This is a genomic window from Shewanella sp. LZH-2 (assembly GCF_016859145.1).
Classification (GTDB): Bacteria; Pseudomonadota; Gammaproteobacteria; order Enterobacterales; family Shewanellaceae; genus Shewanella; species Shewanella xiamenensis.
The window spans coordinates 224,749-241,031 of record NZ_CP069350.1; the positions used below are offsets into that span (position 1 = coordinate 224,749).

Consider the following 16,283-nt stretch of genomic DNA (forward strand, 5'->3'; position numbering starts at 1 on the left):
GAGAGAGCAATGGGACAGAAAGTACATCCTAATGGTATCCGTCTGGGTATCACCAAGCCTTGGATCTCTACCTGGTACGCAGATAAGTCAGATTATGCAAATAACCTGAACAGCGACTGGGAAGTGCGTAAGTATCTTGCAGACAAACTGCAAGCTGCGTCAGTATCTAAGATTGTTATTGAACGCCCAGCGAAAAGCATCCGCGTTACTATTCACACTGCCCGTCCAGGTGTTGTGATTGGTAAGAAAGGTGAAGACGTTGAAGTATTGCGTGCTGCCGTTTCAAAACTGGCTGGCACTCCTGCTCAAATTAACATCGCTGAGATCCGTAAACCTGAGCTAGATGCCAAGTTAGTTGCTGACTCAATTGCACAGCAATTAGAGCGTCGTGTTATGTTCCGTCGCGCGATGAAGCGTGCGGTACAAAACGCAATGCGTATTGGTGCTCAAGGTATCAAAGTTGAAGTTAGTGGCCGTTTAGGCGGTGCTGAGATTGCGCGCTCTGAGTGGTATCGCGAAGGTCGTGTACCTTTGCACACACTGCGTGCTGATATCGACTATTCAACCTCTGAAAGTCACACTCAATATGGTGTGATTGGTATTAAAGTTTGGATCTTCAAAGGTGAAGTTCTGGACGGAATGCTGCCACAGATTGAAGAGCCGAAACAGCAGCAACCTAAGCGCAAGCCTCGTGGTAAATAGGAGAGCCGGCAATGCTGCAACCTAAACGTATGAAGTTTCGCAAGATGTTCAAAGGCCGCAACCGCGGTCTAGCGAACGGTACCGAAGTTAGCTTTGGTACTTTTGGTCTGAAAGCAGTCGGCCGTGGTCGTTTAACTGCTCGTCAGATCGAATCTGCACGTCGTGCCATGACACGTCACATTAAGCGTCAGGGACAAATTTGGATTCGAGTTTTCCCGGACAAACCTATTACCTCTAAGCCTCTTGAAGTGCGTATGGGTAAAGGTAAAGGTAACGTTGAATACTGGGTATGTCAGATTCAACCTGGTAAGGTTCTTTATGAGATGAATGGTGTTTCTGAAGTGATCGCTCGTGAAGCGTTTGCTTTAGCTGCTGCCAAGCTTCCAATCAAGACTACCTTCGTAACTAAGACGGTGATGTAATGAAAGCGAGCGAACTAAGAGAAAAGAGCGTTGAAGAACTGAACGCTGAACTACTTGGTCTGCTGCGTGAGCAGTTCAACCTGCGTATGCAACACGCCACTGGTCAGTTGACTCAGACTCATCAACTGAAATTGGTGCGCCGTAATATTGCGCGCGTTAAGACCATTATTACTTCTAAGGCGGGTGCATAATGTCTGATAAAATCCGTACTTTGCAAGGTCGTGTCACTAGCAACAAAATGGATAAAACCATTACTGTCGCTATCGAACGCCAAGTGAAACACCCAATCTATGGGAAATACATTAAGCGTACGACTAAGATCCATGCACATGACGAAGCTAATCAGTGCAATGAAGGTGACGTAGTCGCGATTCGCGAATGTCGTCCTTTGTCTAAGACTAAGTCTTGGACCCTGGTTGAAGTAGTATCAAAGGCCTAATAATATTAGGCATTTAGGTAAACGGCTCCAGTATTTGGGGCCGTTTGTTTTTTAATACTATACATTCCATATTTATGGTGTTATATTTGCGCCCCATTTTTGACTAAATTCAAAGCAAAAATGGTGTTTATAGTCCCATAGTGGGAATTGTGTAGTAACGATAGCGGAGCACTTAAAATGATCCAAATGCAATCGACTCTTGACGTCGCATGTAACAGCGGCGCACGCAGAGTTCAGTGTATTAAGGTCTTGGGTGGCTCTCATCGTCGTTATGCCGGTATCGGCGACATTATCAAAGTTTCTGTTAAAGAAGCAATTCCTCGCGCTAAAGCGAAGAAAGGTGATGTGTATAACGCGGTGGTAGTCCGTACTAAGAAAGGCGTACGTCGTCCAGACGGTTCTGTCATTCGCTTCGATCGGAATGCAGCTGTTCTTTTGAACAACAACCTGCAGCCGATTGGTACTCGTATCTTTGGACCAGTGACACGTGAATTGCGTAATGAGCAATTTATGAAAATTGTCTCGCTGGCACCAGAAGTACTGTAAGGAGCTTCAAAATGGCAGCTAAAATCCGTCGTCAAGACGAAGTAATCGTATTAGCAGGTAAAGACAAGGGCAAGCGTGCTAAAGTTGCTCAAGTATTACCTACTGGTAAGTTAATTGTTGAAGGCATCAATCTTGTCAAAAAACACCAAAAGCCAAACCCACAACTGGGTGTAGCCGGTGGTATTGTTGAGAAAGAAGCACCGATTCAAGCATCAAATGTTGCGATCTTTAACCCTGTCACTGGCAAGGCGGATCGTGTTGGTTTCCGATTTGAAGACGGCAAAAAAGTTCGTTTCTTTAAATCGAACAGTGAACTCGTTAAGTAACTGGAGTAAACGATGGCGAAACTGCATGATAAATATCAAGAGACTGTTGTCGCTGAACTGACTCAAAAGTTCGGTTATACCAGTGTCATGCAAGTCCCTCGGATTGAGAAAATCACCCTGAACATGGGTGTTGGCGAAGCCGTTGCAGACAAAAAAGTTATGGAACATGCTGTCCGTGACATGACTGCAATTGCTGGTCAAAAACCAGTAGTAACTGTTGCTCGTAAATCAGTTGCTGGTTTTAAAATCCGTGAAGGCTACCCTATTGGCTGTAAAGTGACCCTGCGCGGTGAGCGTATGTGGGAATTCTTAGAGCGTTTAGTTGACATCGCAATCCCACGTATCCGTGACTTCCGTGGTCTGAGCGCTAAAGCGTTCGATGGCCGTGGTAACTACGCGATGGGCGTGCGTGAGCAGATCATTTTCCCAGAGATCGATTACGATAAAATCGATAAAATTCGCGGTATGGATATTGTTATCACTACCTCTGCGAAGACTGATGAAGAAGGTCGTGCTTTGTTAGACGCTTTTAACTTCCCATTCAAGAAATAAGGGTAGCGTAATGGCAAAAACATCAATGAAAGCACGTGAAGCAAAGCGTGCACAGCTCGTAGCTAAGTTCGCTGAAAAGCGTGCTGCTCTGAAAGTGATTATTGCAAGTCCAGCTTCTTCTGATGAAGATCGTTGGGATGCAGTATTAAAGCTGCAAGCTCTACCACGTGATTCCAGCGCATCGCGTCAACGCAATCGTTGTAATCAAACTGGTCGCCCACATGGTTTCCTACGTAAGTTCGGTTTAAGCCGTATCAAATTACGTGAAGCAACCATGCGTGGTGAAGTTCCTGGCCTGCGTAAGGCTAGCTGGTAAGCACTTGTCACGGAGTAAGCTAATATGAGCATGCAAGATCCTATTGCGGATATGTTAACCCGTATTCGTAACGGCCAAGCTGCTAACAAAGTATCTGTGAAGATGCCTTCTGCTAAGCTGAAAGTCGCTATTGCGAAACTGCTTAAAGAAGAAGGTTACATCGCGGATTACGCCGTAGCAGATGAAGCCAAGCCTGAATTGGAAATTACCTTAAAGTACTTCCAAGGCCAACCAGTCGTTGAGACTATCCAGCGTGTAAGCCGTCCAGGTCTTCGTATTTACAAAGGTAAAAACGAACTTCCTAAAGTGATGGGCGGACTGGGTGTCGCAATTGTGTCCACTTCTAAAGGCCTGATGACTGATCGTGCCGCCCGCCTTGCAGGCATGGGTGGCGAGGTTATCTGCTACGTAGCATAAGGAGCTAGGAATGTCTCGTGTAGCAAAAGCACCAGTATCTATTCCAGCTGGCGTAGAGGTGACCTTAAACGAACAGACCCTGACCGTCAAAGGCGCGAAAGGAAGTCTGACTCGAGTGATCAACAATGCGGTCAATGTTGTTATTGAAGGTGGCGTGATTAAATTCCTTCCTGTTGAGGGCGCAGTTGGCGCTTGGGCACAGGCTGGTACAACACGTGCGTTAGTAAACAACATGGTTGTTGGTGTATCTCAAGGTTTTGAGCGTAAATTAAAGTTAGTTGGCGTTGGTTACCGTGCGAAACTCGTCGGTGCTGACATTGACCTTACTTTAGGTTTCTCTCATCCGTTAGTACACAAACTGCCCGCAGGCGTTACTGCAGAGTGCCCTAGCCAAACTGACATCGTCCTACGTGGCGTTGATAAACAGTTAATTGGCCAAGTCGCTGCTGAGATTCGCGGATATCGTCCACCAGAGCCATACAAAGGCAAGGGTGTTCGCTATGACGACGAAGAAGTACGCCGTAAAGAGGCTAAGAAGAAGTAGGTAACGCGATATGGATAAGAAAACATCTCGCTTACGTCGCGCTATTCGCGCTCGTAAGAAGATCCAAGAGCTGGGCGTGAACCGTCTGGTTGTACATCGTACACCGCGTCACATTTATGCTCAGGTGATCAATCCTGAAGCTCAGGTGGTGGCAGCTGCTTCAACCGTGGAAAAAGCGGTTAAAGAGCAACTGAAGAGTACCGGTAACGTAGACGCGGCTAAAGCAGTAGGTAAATTTATTGCTGAGCGCGCGATCGAAAAAGGCGTAACGACAGTTGCGTTCGATCGTTCTGGTTTCAAGTATCACGGTCGTGTAGCTGCTCTAGCAGATGCTGCTCGTGAAGCTGGCCTCCAGTTCTAAGGGGTTATAAAAATGGCTAAATTAGAAGCTCAGCAAAAAGACGATCTGCAAGAGAAATTAATTGCAGTTAATCGTGTTTCTAAAGTAGTTAAGGGCGGTCGTATCTTTAGCTTCACAGCACTGACAGTAGTGGGTGATGGTAATGGTAAGGTCGGCTATGGCTATGGTAAAGCGCGCGAAGTTCCAGCAGCAATTCAAAAAGCTATGGAAAAAGCCCGTCGTAACATGGTGACCGTTGAGTTGAATGCAGGTACTCTGCATCACCCAGTTAAAGGTCGTCATACTGGTTCACGTGTATACATGCAACCAGCATCACAGGGTACCGGTATTATCGCCGGTGGCGCAATGCGTGCCGTATTGGAAGTAGCAGGCGTTCATAACGTTCTGTCTAAAGCATACGGTTCTACTAACCCGATCAACATCGTTCGCGCGACTGTAGATGCTCTGGTGCACATGAAGTCACCATCGCAAATCGCAGCTAAGCGTGGCCTGAATGTTGACGAAATTCGGGGGTAATGCACCATGGCAACTAAAACTGTAAAAGTTACTCAGACTAAAAGTGCTATCGGTCGTTTACCAAAGCACCGCGCGACCTTAACAGGTCTTGGTCTGCGTCGCATTGGTCACACTGTTGAATTAGAAGATACTCCTTCAGTTCGCGGTATGATCAACAAGGTCTACTACATGGTTAAGGTGGAGGATTAATAGATGCGTTTAAATACTCTATCTCCAGCTGCAGGCGCTAAGCATGCACCAAAGCGTGTAGGCCGTGGTATGGGCTCAGGTTTAGGTAAAACTGCAGGTCGTGGTCACAAAGGCCAAAAATCTCGTAGCGGTGGCGGTGTACGCCCAGGCTTCGAGGGTGGTCAAATGCCACTTAAGATCCGTTTACCTAAATTTGGTTTTACCTCGCGTCGCGCTATGGTAACAGCTGAAGTTCGTGTACTCGAACTGGCTAAAGTTAACGGTGATGTTATCGACTTAAACGCTCTGAAAGATGCGAACGTTATTACTCGCAACATCCAGTTTGCGAAAATCGTTCTTTCAGGTACCATTGAGCGCCCAGTGACTGTAAAAGGTCTGAAGGTAACCAAAGGTGCACGTGCAGCAATTGAAGCTGCTGGCGGTAAGATCGAGGAATAATACGTCGATGGCAAAACCAGGACTTGATTTAAAAAGCGCGAAAGGTGGACTTTCAGAGTTGAAGGCTCGCCTCCTGTTCGTGATTGGTGCGATTATCGTCTTTAGGGCCGGTTCGTTTGTACCAATTCCTGGTATTGACGCAGCTGTATTAGCAGAGCTGTTTGCTCAGCAAAAAGGGACCATCCTAGGCATGTTTAACATGTTCTCGGGTGGTGCTCTTTCCCGTGCTTCTATCTTTGCATTAGGTATCATGCCGTACATTTCGGCATCGATTATCATGCAGTTATTGACTGTTGTGCATCCTGCACTCGCTGAATTGAAAAAAGAAGGCGAGTCTGGACGTAAAAAAATCAGTCAGTACACACGATGGGGTACGTTGGTGCTGGGTACATTCCAGTCGATCGGTATTGCAACAGGGTTACCAAACTTAGTCCCTGGCCTAGTGGTCAATATTGGATTCGGTTTCTACTTTGTAGCGGTTGTGAGCTTAGTGACAGGGACTATGTTCCTGATGTGGCTAGGTGAGCAAATTACCGAACGAGGTATAGGTAACGGTATCTCGATTTTAATTTTCGCAGGTATTGTTGCTGGATTACCTTCCGCTATCGGCCAAACGGCTGAGCAGGCGCGTCAAGGTGACCTGAATGTGTTAGTGTTGTTGTTGCTCGCGGTAATTATTTTTGCTGTGACTTATTTCGTGGTGTTTGTAGAGCGTGGTCAACGTCGTATCGTCGTTAACTATGCCAAGCGTCAGCAAGGCCGTAAGGTATTCGCTGCGCAATCTACTCACTTGCCACTGAAAATAAACATGGCGGGTGTAATTCCTCCAATTTTTGCGTCAAGCATTATTTTGTTCCCAGGCACACTGGCTCAGTGGTTTGGTCAAAATGAGTCTATGTCATGGTTAAGTGATTTTTCATTGGCCGTGTCACCTGGACAACCGCTTTACTCATTATTGTATGCAGCAGCGATTATCTTCTTCTGTTTCTTCTATACAGCGTTGGTATTTAATCCACGTGAAACAGCAGACAACCTGAAGAAGAGTGGTGCATTCATCCCTGGGATCCGTCCTGGAGAACAGACTTCGCGTTACATTGATAAAGTAATGACTCGCCTAACATTAGCTGGCGCGTTATACATTACCTTTATCTGTTTAATTCCGGAGTTCATGCTAATTGCGTGGAAAGTACAGTTCTATTTTGGCGGTACTTCACTACTAATTATGGTAGTCGTAATCATGGACTTCATGGCTCAGGTTCAGACCCATATGATGTCACATCAGTATGAGTCTGTGATGAAGAAAGCTAACCTAGTTAACAAAGCGAATTTAGATCGTTTTGGTCGCTAAGTAAGCTTTACGGAGTGATGAAATGAAAGTTCGAGCTTCCGTGAAGAAGATCTGCCGTAACTGCAAGATCGTCAAGCGTAGTGGCGTTGTGCGCGTTATCTGTGTTGAACCAAAACACAAACAGCGTCAAGGCTAAAAGTGAAATTGTTCAGCCCACTGTTGGGCTGAACAAATATTGTTTGCAAATCTGTCAACTGTCGAGTATCCTTTCGGGCTTTTCGCAGTTGGCCTTTAACTTAAGGAGTGCATAGTGGCCCGTATCGCTGGCATTAACATTCCTGATCAAAAGCATACAGTCATCGCATTGACTGCAATTTTCGGCATCGGCCGTACTCGCGCTAGAGCAATCTGCGCAGCTACGTCAATTGCTGAAACTGCTAAGATCAAGGAATTGAGCGAAGCTCAAATCGACACCCTACGCGAAGAAGTTGCCAAATACTTAGTAGAAGGTGACTTACGTCGTGAGATTTCTATGAACATCAAGCGTCTTATGGATCTTGGTTGTTATCGTGGTCTCCGCCATCGTCGTAGCCTGCCTCTTCGTGGGCAACGTACTAAGACCAATGCGCGTACGCGTAAAGGTCCACGTAAACCAATCAAGAAGTAACGGGAAGGTAGACAATGGCTAAAGTTCCGTCACGTTCTCCGCGTAAGCGCGTACGTAAACAGGTTGCAGATGGCATGGCTCATATCCATGCTTCTTTCAACAACACAATTGTCACCATTACAGATCGTCAAGGTAATGCGTTGTCATGGGCTACTTCAGGTGGTTCAGGTTTCCGTGGTTCACGTAAATCTACGCCATTTGCTGCACAGGTAGCTGCTGAGCGTGCAGGCGCTGCTGCTCAAGACTACGGTTTAAAAAACCTTGAAGTGTTTGTGAAGGGTCCAGGTCCAGGTCGTGAATCAGCCATTCGTGCGCTGAACGCTGTTGGTTACAAAATTACCAACATTACCGATGTGACGCCGATCCCTCATAATGGTTGTCGTCCTCCTAAAAAGCGTCGTGTATAACGCGTTTCATTAGGATAGTTGGAGAAAGATCATGGCAAGATACTTGGGTCCCAAGCTCAAGCTCAGCCGCCGAGAAGGTACTGACCTTTTCTTAAAAAGCGGTGTGAGAGCAATCGATTCTAAGTGTAAACTGGAATCTGCACCAGGACAGCATGGCGCTCGTAAGCCACGTCTGTCAGAGTACGGTTTACAGTTACGCGAAAAACAAAAAGTTCGTCGTATTTACGGTGTGTTAGAAAAGCAATTCCGTAACTACTATAAAGAGGCTGCACGTCTGAAAGGCAACACTGGTGAAAACCTGTTGCAACTTTTAGAAACTCGTTTAGATAACGTTGTTTATCGTATGGGTTTCGGTGCGACTCGTGCAGAATCACGTCAGCTAGTAAGCCATAAATCTGTTATGGTTAACGGTCGTGTTGTTAACATTCCGTCATTCAAAGTGTCTGCGAATGATGTTGTAAGCATCCGTGAAAAGTCACGCACTCAAGCTCGTATCAAAGCGGCTTTAGAAGTGGCTGGTCAACGCGAGAAGCCTACATGGGTTGAAGTCGACAGCGCGAAAATGGAAGGTGCTTTCAAGCGTATTCCAGAACGTAGCGATTTGTCTGCGGAAATTAACGAACAGCTGATCGTCGAGCTTTACTCTAAGTAAGGCTAACAAACAAGAGAGGACACAATGCAGGGTTCTGTTACAGAATTTCTTAAACCGCGTCTCGTTGATATCGAGCAGGTTAACTCAACACGTGCCAAGGTTACTTTGGAACCGCTTGAGCGTGGTTTCGGCCACACTTTAGGTAACGCGTTGCGTCGCATCCTATTGTCGTCTATGCCCGGCTGCGCGGTTACCGAAGTCGAGATTGACGGCGTACTGCACGAATACAGCAGTAAGGAAGGCGTACAAGAAGATATCCTTGAAATCTTGCTTAATCTGAAAGGATTAGCAGTGACTATCGAGGGTAAAGACGAGGCTATGCTTACATTAAGCAAGTCCGGCGCAGGCCCTGTCATCGCAGCAGATATCACGCATGATGGTGATGTCACTATCGTGAATCCTGATCATGTTATCTGTCATTTAACAGGTAACAATGATATCAGCATGCGTATTCGCGTTGAGCGTGGTCGTGGTTATGTGCCAGCATCTGCTCGTGCACAGACAGAAGACGATGATCGCCCAATCGGCCGCTTGCTGGTTGATGCTTCTTTCTCGCCAGTCGCACGTATTGCCTACAATGTAGAAGCAGCTCGTGTTGAACAGCGTACTGACTTGGATAAACTCGTTATCGATATGACCACTAATGGTACTATTGATCCTGAGGAAGCTATCCGTCGTTCTGCAACCATCTTAGCTGAACAGCTGGATGCGTTTGTTGAGCTGCGTGACGTGACTGAGCCAGAAATGAAGGAAGAGAAGCCGGAGTTCGATCCGATTCTGTTGCGTCCTGTCGACGATTTAGAGCTAACTGTACGTTCGGCTAACTGTTTGAAAGCCGAAGCGATTCATTACATCGGAGATCTGGTACAGCGTACTGAAGTTGAGCTGCTGAAAACCCCTAACTTAGGTAAGAAATCTCTTACTGAAATTAAGGACGTTTTAGCTTCTCGCGGACTGTCGTTAGGTATGCGTCTGGAAAACTGGCCTCCAGCTAGTTTAGCAGACGACCTATAAGTCTCAGGTTTGTACAGATTTAGGTTATAAGGATTAGGTCATGCGCCATCGTAAGAGTGGTCGTCAACTTAACCGCAACAGCAGCCACCGCCAAGCTATGTTCCGTAACATGGCAAGCTCACTGGTTCGTCATGAGATCATCAAGACAACCGTAGCTAAAGCGAAAGAACTGCGTCGCGTAGTTGAGCCTCTGATAACACTTGCTAAGAGTGACAGCGTTGCAAACCGTCGTTTAGCGTTTGCACGTACTCGCGACGCTGAAGTCGTCGGTAAGTTATTCACTGAATTGGGTCCACGTTACCAGGAACGTCCTGGTGGCTACACCCGTATCCTTAAGTGCGGTTTACGTGCTGGTGATAAAGCCCCAATGGCTTACATCGAGCTAGTAGGTCGTCCAGAAGCTGCTCAAGCTGTTGATGTTGAAGCTGCTGAGTAATTAAGGTTACAAATTTAAAAGCCGGGCTCTAAGCCCGGCTTTTTGTTTCAGCTCGTTTCAACTTACTCGACCCAAGTCGTTTGTTTCTCGATTTCTTTAGGCAATGTTAAGTGCCATTTACTTAACCCTTTACGGCTAAACATAAATTGTCCTAGGTCATCTGTTACTGGGAATATGTTTTCCGGTTTCTCACCTGCGAGGATCCTTGAGGCCATTTTGGCTGCGATCTTGCCGTGCTGGTAACCATCGAGAACATAGCCGCCGATATTGCCGTTGTTGTATACGCTAAATCCCCAAAAACCAAAATTGGGTACTGGCGTGTTAGCTGAAACCCATCCTAATAATTCTTCAGCATCAACCGACTTATCTTTGTCATCCCTCACTGCATGATAAAGTGCAACGACTATCGCACTAAAGCCATTGTCTTTAGCTGCAATGACTTGCTTTTGCCATTCACTAAGTTGATTTAGTTGTAATATTTCAACTTCCACATCGCTCAACATGCTCAGTTGCTGCTTACTGATATATTCCGCTGCAAGTTTAGACGTATCACTTTGATCGAACAGAACTAAGATTTTTCGGTGCTTTGATATTGGTAATATTCGTTGCAGTAATAGCAGAGAGCGTCTGAGTAGAGGTCTTTCAAGCACACCCGTAAAACGCTTATATTCATTTAAGTGATATTCTCTTGGGTTCATATTAATGCCAAGGTATACCACTGGAATTTGGCTTGAGTTTAACCGTTGGTGTAGATAATTAACGGCATTATCATCTGCTAGGATCACTAACTGTGGTTTTTGTTGTTGAATAAATTGCCATGCCAGTTCTGCCCGTTTTGCATGAAGATTTTTAGGTAGCCGTTTTGTGTCCATTTCAAAGTGATTTACCTCATTGAGAGGTGTCAATGTATCGAGTATGGCTTGATAATACTGCTTATCCCACGTGTAACCTTGGTGATAGCTCTCGATGACAACCACCTTGGCCGCATATGCCATTGGTATGAAACATGCCAGCATTAAGGTAAAAATCTGTCGCCATCTTTTAATTAATAACTTAATTAAATTCATGGAGAGATACCTAGTGGAATATAGCTTTGAGTATAGTCCAACCTCGAGTATCCGGCGGGCAATAAAAAAGCCTCATAATGAGGCTTTAAATATTCTTTCGGCGATGTGCTTACGTTATTGTGCTGTCGCTTTCTGCTGGCTGTAATCTAGCTTCTCATGTTTTTGCCCCATTGCTTCTGCAACTTCTGGAGGCATGTAGTTTTCATCATGTTTTGCTAAGACTTCAGTTGCGGCCAACTTACCATCTTCCCCTAATACACCTTGGGCGACGATGCCTTGTCCTTCGCGGAATAGATCCGGTAATAGATCGTCATAGGTCACTAGAATTTCGCCACCTAAGGAATCGTGTACTGCAAATTGCACATGTAGGCTGTTTGGATCACGTACCATAGAGCCTACCGTTACCATGCCACCTACTCGAATACGTTGGCCCGCTTCGGGTTTAACGCCTGTATCGGTTTTACCGTTTACGATTTCTGACGGTGTATAGAATAAGTTTAAGTTGGAGTTCAACGCATACAGCAGCAGTGAAGCAATCGCGGCTACGCCACCGATTAGTGCTATAGCTAACGTCAGTCTCTTTTTGCGTCTTGGGTTCACGATTTGTTACTCCTAGTTTCTTTGAGGCGCTCTTCGCGGTTCATCTTTTTCGCTATTTCAATCAAAACCTTACGCTTTTGGCGTGCGCTAGTGATGATCAGCGTCGATACACAGAAGAAGGTCACACCATAGGCAAGCCATACATAAAAGGCATAGCCACCCATGTTGAAAAAATCACTGATAGAATCGAATTGCATTATTTGACCTCCTCAGCTTTAGCAAGTTCACGTACCCAAGGGCGCATGCCGTTTCTTGCTAAGATTTCTGCTCTAAATCTCACAATAGTGATAGCGCCTATCATAAGCCCGAAACCTAAAATATTGATTAAAAGTGGGTATAACATGTCGCTCGACATGGTCGATTTAGAGGTAATTTTGATGGTTGATGGTTGATGCAATGAGCTCCACCATTCAACGGAATATTTAATAATGGGGATATTAATTACCCCTACGATTGCCAAGATCCCTGCTGCACGTGCAGCGAGTACTTTATCCTCAAAGGAAGCGTAGAGGGAAATCACACCTAAGTAGAGGAATAGTAGTACTAATTCAGAGGTCAGACGCGCATCCCATACCCACCAAGTGCCCCACATAGGTTTGCCCCAAGCGGCACCAGTAAAGAGTGCTATAAAGGTGATGACAGCTCCTATAGGAGCAATAGACGCAGCTGCCCAGTCTGCTAATTTGACTTGCCAGACAAGACCAATAAATGCTGCTGTCGCCATACCCATGTAGGCCGCCATTGACATTGATGCAGCTGGTACATGGATAAAGATAATACGGTAGCTATCTCCTTGCTGGTAATCTGTCGGGGCAAACAATAAACCCCATACGGTGCCAACTGTAAGGAAAAGGCAGGCTAAGGTGGCAAACCATGGAAATAATGTTCCTGATAACTTATATGCGCGTTCAGGATCCGCGTAAGGGTGTAACCATTTCCACATTTTAGTTAGTACTCACTCGCAGAGATGCACCGATTGCAAAAGGTGCTAAGGTTAACGAACCGATCAACATGGCGCCAATTATAGCGAGCTGACCGTCATAGGGTAAATTCATTCCTGCCGCATCAATGGCGCTGGTCGCGAAAATGAGCACTGGAATATAAAGTGGCAGAATCAAAAGGCTTAATAGTACGCCGCCTTTACGTAGACCAACGGTTAATGCCACGCCAATAGCACCTAAGAGTGACAACACTGGGGTGCCTAAAGCCAGTGTGGCAATCAATGCACCATAACTATTAGCATCTAAGTTCAGTAGCACGGCCAGCAGTGGGGCAATAATAATCAATGGAACACCCGTAAGTATCCAGTGGGCTAACACTTTGGCTAAGACTAAAACAGACAAAGGTTGTGGGCTAAGTAGCATCTGTTCTAAGCTGCCGTCACTAAAGTCAGCTTTAAATAGACGCTCCAGCGACAACATGGATGCTAACAATGCCGCAACCCAAATAATCCCTGGGGCAATACGGGCTAGCATTTGTGGTTCTGGGCCAATGCCGAGTGGAAATAGGGTTACAACCATAATGAAGAATAATAGGGGATTAAAAATATCACCACGGTGTCGAATGGCAATCTTTAGATCCCGCTGAAGTAACGTTAAAAACGCTTGAGTAAAGCTGATGCCTCTTTTCATTATGCCAAACCTTATACGAAGCGATAATCTAGACGAATTTTACGAAGCCTATCATCTTTGATAATGCCCATATCTTGGTGAGTGGTCAGGATCACACAGCCACCATTATCCGCATGTTGAATAAATAACTGTTCAAGCTCTTCGACGCCTTTTTTATCGATTGCGGTAAAAGGTTCATCTAGGATCCACACCTTACAATCATTGTGCCAAAGCCTTGCCAATGCTGTTCGGCGATGTTGGCCCGCGGACAAATGCCCAGCAAGCGCTTCCTCAAAACCTGATAGATTTACTTTAGCTAATATGGCAGACGTATCAAAATCATCATAGCCACTGATTCTTAAATTGAAGTTAAGGTTTTCCTCAGCGGTTAATTCGGATTTCACTCCCGCAAGGTGGCCTAAATACAGTAGATCTTCGTTATATTCGTCACGACAGCGGTTGATATCTTCATTTATATAGAAGGTTTGCCCCGCATAGGGACGAGATAGACCTGCTAATATGCGTAATAAACTGGTTTTGCCGGCACCATTAGGGCCTTCAATCTGGACGATATCGCCAGCATTAATCTCAAAACTTAATTCATCAAATAGAATGCGTTCTTCACGGATGCATGTCAGCTTGCTCGCTGATAACAGTGTGTTTACTGAAGTTATATTTGTCACTGAACCCTCTATCTCAAGCCGGAAGGAAACACAAGTGATTCTAACACAAACGATATTGCGGGTTTACACTTGCTTGGGACTAGATGTCAGCAATTTGATGTGGTTCCAATAACCGCAATATTTCTCGTACAAATCGAACTTTTTTAATAGTTGCTAATATATTAACGAATTTGTCACGCTTGTCGCCTTATATCATTTGTGCTGAGATTCTAATCACAAAAAGATGAGATTTATTGAAGTTTGTAGTAATCTTAGTCCGCTATAATGAGTCTGCCTCAAAGGGCAGCGCGAGCTTTGTACGTATTTGCATTAGGAACATTGAACATGAAAAAACTGTTAGCAATGACTGCAGTCGCTGCTTTGACTATGTCAGTCAACGTTTCAGCTCAAGATGCTGAAGCTATTTTCAACAAGGCATGTACCGTGTGCCATAGCATGGGTGTTGCTGGTGCTCCAAAAGCGCACAATGCAGCGGAGTGGGAACCACGTTTAGCTAAAGGTGTTGATAATCTAGTTAAAAGTGTAAAAACAGGTTTAAACGCAATGCCACCAGGTGGTATGTGTACTGATTGTACTGATGATGATTACAAAGCAGCTATCGAGTTTATGTCTAAAGCTAAGTAATTTTTTGCAGTGTTAAAAAAAACCGGCATTAGCCGGTTTTTTTATGTCTGCGCTAAGCTGAAACTTAGTGCTAGGTGCGAATAACTTATTGCACTTGGGTATCCAGTACTAAGTTTGCCGTTTCACCCACATTAACTTTGCTGATTTTTCCTTGAATATCACCCGCCTGAGGTTTGATATTGCCATGCTTGGATAAGACGGCAATAACTTCAACGCTAGCAGTTTGGCTTAATTTTACATCGCCCCCCATGCCTGTGCTGTCGTCTAGTGTCACTGTAACAGGCAATGATTTTGCACTAACTTTGGTTGCTGCTAGCGGTACTTTAGGACCTTCAGTTGCACGTGCAAAGACAAAGATAGTGTCTTCTGGGCTCGCTTTAGCTGCAAGTTCAGGTGAAATTGAAATTTCAATACTTACTGATTTGCTTGTGACTTTTGCCTGCTTGTGTACATCATCGTTAGGCATACCTGTCGTTTCGGCTTGCATACGTAAGTTAGCTGTTTCGATGGCATTCATCAGTGCGGCGCGATCCACATCTGTGCGGTCACTATTAAGAATGGTCTGCCATGAATCAATGGCTTTTTGGTACTTAGCAGTAAAGAAAGCATCCATACCAACTAACAACAGTGTTGATGGATCCTGTGGATCTAATGCTAGCGATTCGTCTATTAAGGCTTGAATTTCTGGTGTCATTTGCTGACCGGCTTTGTAGTACAACGCCGTGGCCTTTGGTCCGATTAACTCGGCATGTTTGCCCACTAAATCCATCACTTTGTCGAAGGCCGCGACTGCTTTATCAAATTGGTTAGCCGAAATATATGCATGACCTAGACTAAACCAAGCCTGACTATTTTCTGGCTCGGCTTGCACTTGGGCTTCCATCATTTGTACGCGCTGCCCCATGATTTGCGCAGTATCCATACCAGCATGTGGGTTAGCCGCTTGGGTATTGCCAATATTTTCAAAGGCCCCTAATTGCTGATAAAGGTAACCTGAGATCGCAATCAAGCATACCGACATGACTGATGGCCAAAGGATACTTTTAGGTTTGATTTGATTGACAAGGGAATCATCGCTCGCTTGTTTGATGTCTTGGAGTAAACTGATTTCGAGTTCTTTCTTAAGCGCATCAAATTCTGCTTGGTCGAGCAGTTCTTCATTAAGTTCTTTCTCAAGGGTGGAAAGACGTTCATTGAACAATTCGAGGTTCGTTTGTTTGCGAACACCAGCTTCCTCAGTACGCAATAACTTTTGCTGTCTGAAATGTGGGATCCAGATCAGTGTTAAGCTGACCAACACAACAAGCGCAATAAAAATCCAAAATGTCGTCATTGTTTCTATATTCACTTTAGTTTGCATAAAAGCGGTTGTTACCGCTGGCTTGGAAGCAAGATTATACGTAAAGATTATTCATTGAACAGTAATATAAGACCTTCACAACTGTGAAAGCTGAGAGTTGGGCACTG

The 16,283-nt window shown here is 45.2% G+C and carries 29 protein-coding genes; 22 read left to right on the plus strand and 7 right to left on the minus strand.

The window, feature by feature from the left end; translation table 11 throughout:
• The first annotated feature begins 9 nt into the window (after nucleotides 1-9).
• From rpsC to rplQ, 21 genes are all read left to right on the plus strand, one after another.
• Nucleotides 10-702 carry a 30S ribosomal protein S3 gene (rpsC, locus tag JM642_RS01035; RefSeq protein WP_011070621.1) on the plus strand — a complete coding sequence of 231 codons (693 nt, stop codon included), beginning with the start codon at nucleotides 10-12 and terminating at the stop codon, nucleotides 700-702.
• An 11-nt stretch (nucleotides 703-713) separates the two neighbouring features.
• Nucleotides 714-1,124, plus strand: coding sequence for a 50S ribosomal protein L16 (gene rplP, locus JM642_RS01040; protein WP_006083593.1), 411 nt, complete (start codon nucleotides 714-716; stop codon nucleotides 1,122-1,124).
• Nucleotides 1,124-1,315 carry a 50S ribosomal protein L29 gene (rpmC, locus tag JM642_RS01045; protein WP_007644429.1) on the plus strand — a complete coding sequence of 64 codons (192 nt, stop codon included), beginning with the start codon at nucleotides 1,124-1,126 and terminating at the stop codon, nucleotides 1,313-1,315. Before rplP ends, rpmC begins: the two co-directional genes overlap by 1 nt.
• On the plus strand, nucleotides 1,315-1,563 hold the full coding sequence (gene rpsQ, locus JM642_RS01050) for a 30S ribosomal protein S17 (protein ID WP_011070622.1): 249 nt from the start codon (nucleotides 1,315-1,317) through the stop codon (nucleotides 1,561-1,563). Before rpmC ends, rpsQ begins: the two co-directional genes overlap by 1 nt.
• A 177-nt stretch (nucleotides 1,564-1,740) precedes the next feature.
• Nucleotides 1,741-2,109: a 50S ribosomal protein L14 gene (rplN, locus tag JM642_RS01055; protein ID WP_006083590.1), complete on the plus strand. Its 369-nt coding sequence runs from the start codon at nucleotides 1,741-1,743 to the stop codon at nucleotides 2,107-2,109.
• Between the two features lie 11 nt (nucleotides 2,110-2,120).
• Nucleotides 2,121-2,435 carry a 50S ribosomal protein L24 gene (gene rplX, locus JM642_RS01060; RefSeq protein WP_011070623.1) on the plus strand — a complete coding sequence of 105 codons (315 nt, stop codon included), beginning with the start codon at nucleotides 2,121-2,123 and terminating at the stop codon, nucleotides 2,433-2,435.
• Nucleotides 2,436-2,447: 12 nt separating this feature from the next.
• Nucleotides 2,448-2,987 (plus strand): 50S ribosomal protein L5, encoded by a 540-nt coding sequence (gene rplE, locus JM642_RS01065; RefSeq protein WP_011070624.1) that lies wholly within the window; start codon nucleotides 2,448-2,450, stop codon nucleotides 2,985-2,987.
• Between the two features lie 10 nt (nucleotides 2,988-2,997).
• On the plus strand, nucleotides 2,998-3,303 hold the full coding sequence (gene rpsN / locus JM642_RS01070; protein ID WP_011070625.1) for a 30S ribosomal protein S14: 306 nt from the start codon (nucleotides 2,998-3,000) through the stop codon (nucleotides 3,301-3,303).
• Nucleotides 3,304-3,327: 24 nt separating this feature from the next.
• On the plus strand, nucleotides 3,328-3,720 hold the full coding sequence (gene rpsH, locus JM642_RS01075) for a 30S ribosomal protein S8 (protein ID WP_007644434.1): 393 nt from the start codon (nucleotides 3,328-3,330) through the stop codon (nucleotides 3,718-3,720).
• Between the two features lie 10 nt (nucleotides 3,721-3,730).
• Nucleotides 3,731-4,264, plus strand: a complete 534-nt coding sequence (gene rplF, locus JM642_RS01080) for a 50S ribosomal protein L6 (RefSeq protein WP_037421473.1) — start codon at nucleotides 3,731-3,733, stop codon at nucleotides 4,262-4,264.
• A 10-nt stretch (nucleotides 4,265-4,274) separates the two neighbouring features.
• Nucleotides 4,275-4,625, plus strand: coding sequence for a 50S ribosomal protein L18 (gene rplR / locus JM642_RS01085; protein WP_011715467.1), 351 nt, complete (start codon nucleotides 4,275-4,277; stop codon nucleotides 4,623-4,625).
• Between the two features lie 12 nt (nucleotides 4,626-4,637).
• Entirely contained in the window at nucleotides 4,638-5,141 is a 504-nt protein-coding gene (gene rpsE / locus JM642_RS01090) for a 30S ribosomal protein S5 (protein WP_007644438.1), read from the plus strand.
• A gap of 6 nt (nucleotides 5,142-5,147) precedes the next feature.
• Complete coding sequence (rpmD, locus tag JM642_RS01095; RefSeq protein WP_007644440.1) at nucleotides 5,148-5,330, plus strand: 50S ribosomal protein L30; 183 nt, start codon at nucleotides 5,148-5,150, stop codon at nucleotides 5,328-5,330.
• A gap of 3 nt (nucleotides 5,331-5,333) precedes the next feature.
• The gene (gene rplO, locus JM642_RS01100) at nucleotides 5,334-5,768 is read left to right on the plus strand and encodes a 50S ribosomal protein L15 (protein WP_011070628.1); all 435 of its coding nucleotides are present in this window, start codon (nucleotides 5,334-5,336) and stop codon (nucleotides 5,766-5,768) included.
• A gap of 7 nt (nucleotides 5,769-5,775) precedes the next feature.
• Complete coding sequence (gene secY / locus JM642_RS01105; protein WP_011621032.1) at nucleotides 5,776-7,116, plus strand: preprotein translocase subunit SecY; 1,341 nt, start codon at nucleotides 5,776-5,778, stop codon at nucleotides 7,114-7,116.
• A gap of 22 nt (nucleotides 7,117-7,138) precedes the next feature.
• Complete coding sequence (rpmJ, locus tag JM642_RS01110; RefSeq protein WP_006083579.1) at nucleotides 7,139-7,252, plus strand: 50S ribosomal protein L36; 114 nt, start codon at nucleotides 7,139-7,141, stop codon at nucleotides 7,250-7,252.
• A gap of 114 nt (nucleotides 7,253-7,366) precedes the next feature.
• Nucleotides 7,367-7,723, plus strand: coding sequence for a 30S ribosomal protein S13 (rpsM, locus tag JM642_RS01115; RefSeq protein WP_011070630.1), 357 nt, complete (start codon nucleotides 7,367-7,369; stop codon nucleotides 7,721-7,723).
• 14 nt (nucleotides 7,724-7,737) lie between these two features.
• Complete coding sequence (rpsK, locus tag JM642_RS01120; protein WP_006083577.1) at nucleotides 7,738-8,130, plus strand: 30S ribosomal protein S11; 393 nt, start codon at nucleotides 7,738-7,740, stop codon at nucleotides 8,128-8,130.
• A gap of 31 nt (nucleotides 8,131-8,161) precedes the next feature.
• Entirely contained in the window at nucleotides 8,162-8,782 is a 621-nt protein-coding gene (gene rpsD, locus JM642_RS01125) for a 30S ribosomal protein S4 (RefSeq protein ID WP_037421477.1), read from the plus strand.
• 24 nt (nucleotides 8,783-8,806) lie between these two features.
• Nucleotides 8,807-9,796, plus strand: coding sequence for a DNA-directed RNA polymerase subunit alpha (gene rpoA, locus JM642_RS01130; RefSeq protein WP_011070632.1), 990 nt, complete (start codon nucleotides 8,807-8,809; stop codon nucleotides 9,794-9,796).
• 40 nt (nucleotides 9,797-9,836) lie between these two features.
• Nucleotides 9,837-10,232: a 50S ribosomal protein L17 gene (rplQ, locus tag JM642_RS01135; RefSeq protein WP_007644470.1), complete on the plus strand. Its 396-nt coding sequence runs from the start codon at nucleotides 9,837-9,839 to the stop codon at nucleotides 10,230-10,232.
• 62 nt (nucleotides 10,233-10,294) lie between these two features.
• On the opposite strand, the gene JM642_RS01140 is transcribed toward rplQ, so the two are convergent.
• The 6 genes from JM642_RS01140 to ccmA form a co-directional block, all read right to left on the minus strand.
• Complete coding sequence (locus JM642_RS01140) at nucleotides 10,295-11,299, minus strand: ABC transporter substrate binding protein (protein WP_203432530.1); 1,005 nt, start codon at nucleotides 11,297-11,299, stop codon at nucleotides 10,295-10,297.
• Between the two features lie 114 nt (nucleotides 11,300-11,413).
• Nucleotides 11,414-11,899: a cytochrome c maturation protein CcmE gene (gene ccmE, locus JM642_RS01145; protein WP_037422767.1), complete on the minus strand. Its 486-nt coding sequence runs from the start codon at nucleotides 11,897-11,899 to the stop codon at nucleotides 11,414-11,416.
• Complete coding sequence (gene ccmD, locus JM642_RS01150) at nucleotides 11,896-12,096, minus strand: heme exporter protein CcmD (protein ID WP_037422771.1); 201 nt, start codon at nucleotides 12,094-12,096, stop codon at nucleotides 11,896-11,898. The genes ccmE and ccmD overlap by 4 nt, the downstream gene beginning before the upstream one ends.
• Complete coding sequence (locus JM642_RS01155) at nucleotides 12,096-12,842, minus strand: heme ABC transporter permease (RefSeq protein WP_037422774.1); 747 nt, start codon at nucleotides 12,840-12,842, stop codon at nucleotides 12,096-12,098. The genes ccmD and JM642_RS01155 overlap by 1 nt, the downstream gene beginning before the upstream one ends.
• Nucleotide 12,843: 1 nt before the next feature.
• A complete protein-coding gene (ccmB, locus tag JM642_RS01160) occupies nucleotides 12,844-13,530 on the minus strand; it encodes a heme exporter protein CcmB (protein WP_037422777.1) in 687 nt (228 codons plus the stop codon).
• 11 nt (nucleotides 13,531-13,541) lie between these two features.
• On the minus strand, nucleotides 13,542-14,192 hold the full coding sequence (gene ccmA, locus JM642_RS01165; RefSeq protein ID WP_037422780.1) for a cytochrome c biogenesis heme-transporting ATPase CcmA: 651 nt from the start codon (nucleotides 14,190-14,192) through the stop codon (nucleotides 13,542-13,544).
• 324 nt (nucleotides 14,193-14,516) lie between these two features.
• Here ccmA and scyA point away from each other — a divergent pair, with 324 nt between their 5' ends.
• Nucleotides 14,517-14,816 (plus strand): monoheme cytochrome c5 ScyA, encoded by a 300-nt coding sequence (gene scyA, locus JM642_RS01170; protein ID WP_037422782.1) that lies wholly within the window; start codon nucleotides 14,517-14,519, stop codon nucleotides 14,814-14,816.
• Between the two features lie 85 nt (nucleotides 14,817-14,901).
• Here scyA and ccmI read toward each other — a convergent pair whose 3' ends face one another.
• A complete protein-coding gene (gene ccmI / locus JM642_RS01175; RefSeq protein WP_037429823.1) occupies nucleotides 14,902-16,149 on the minus strand; it encodes a c-type cytochrome biogenesis protein CcmI in 1,248 nt (415 codons plus the stop codon).
• Nucleotides 16,150-16,283 lie beyond the last annotated feature (134 nt).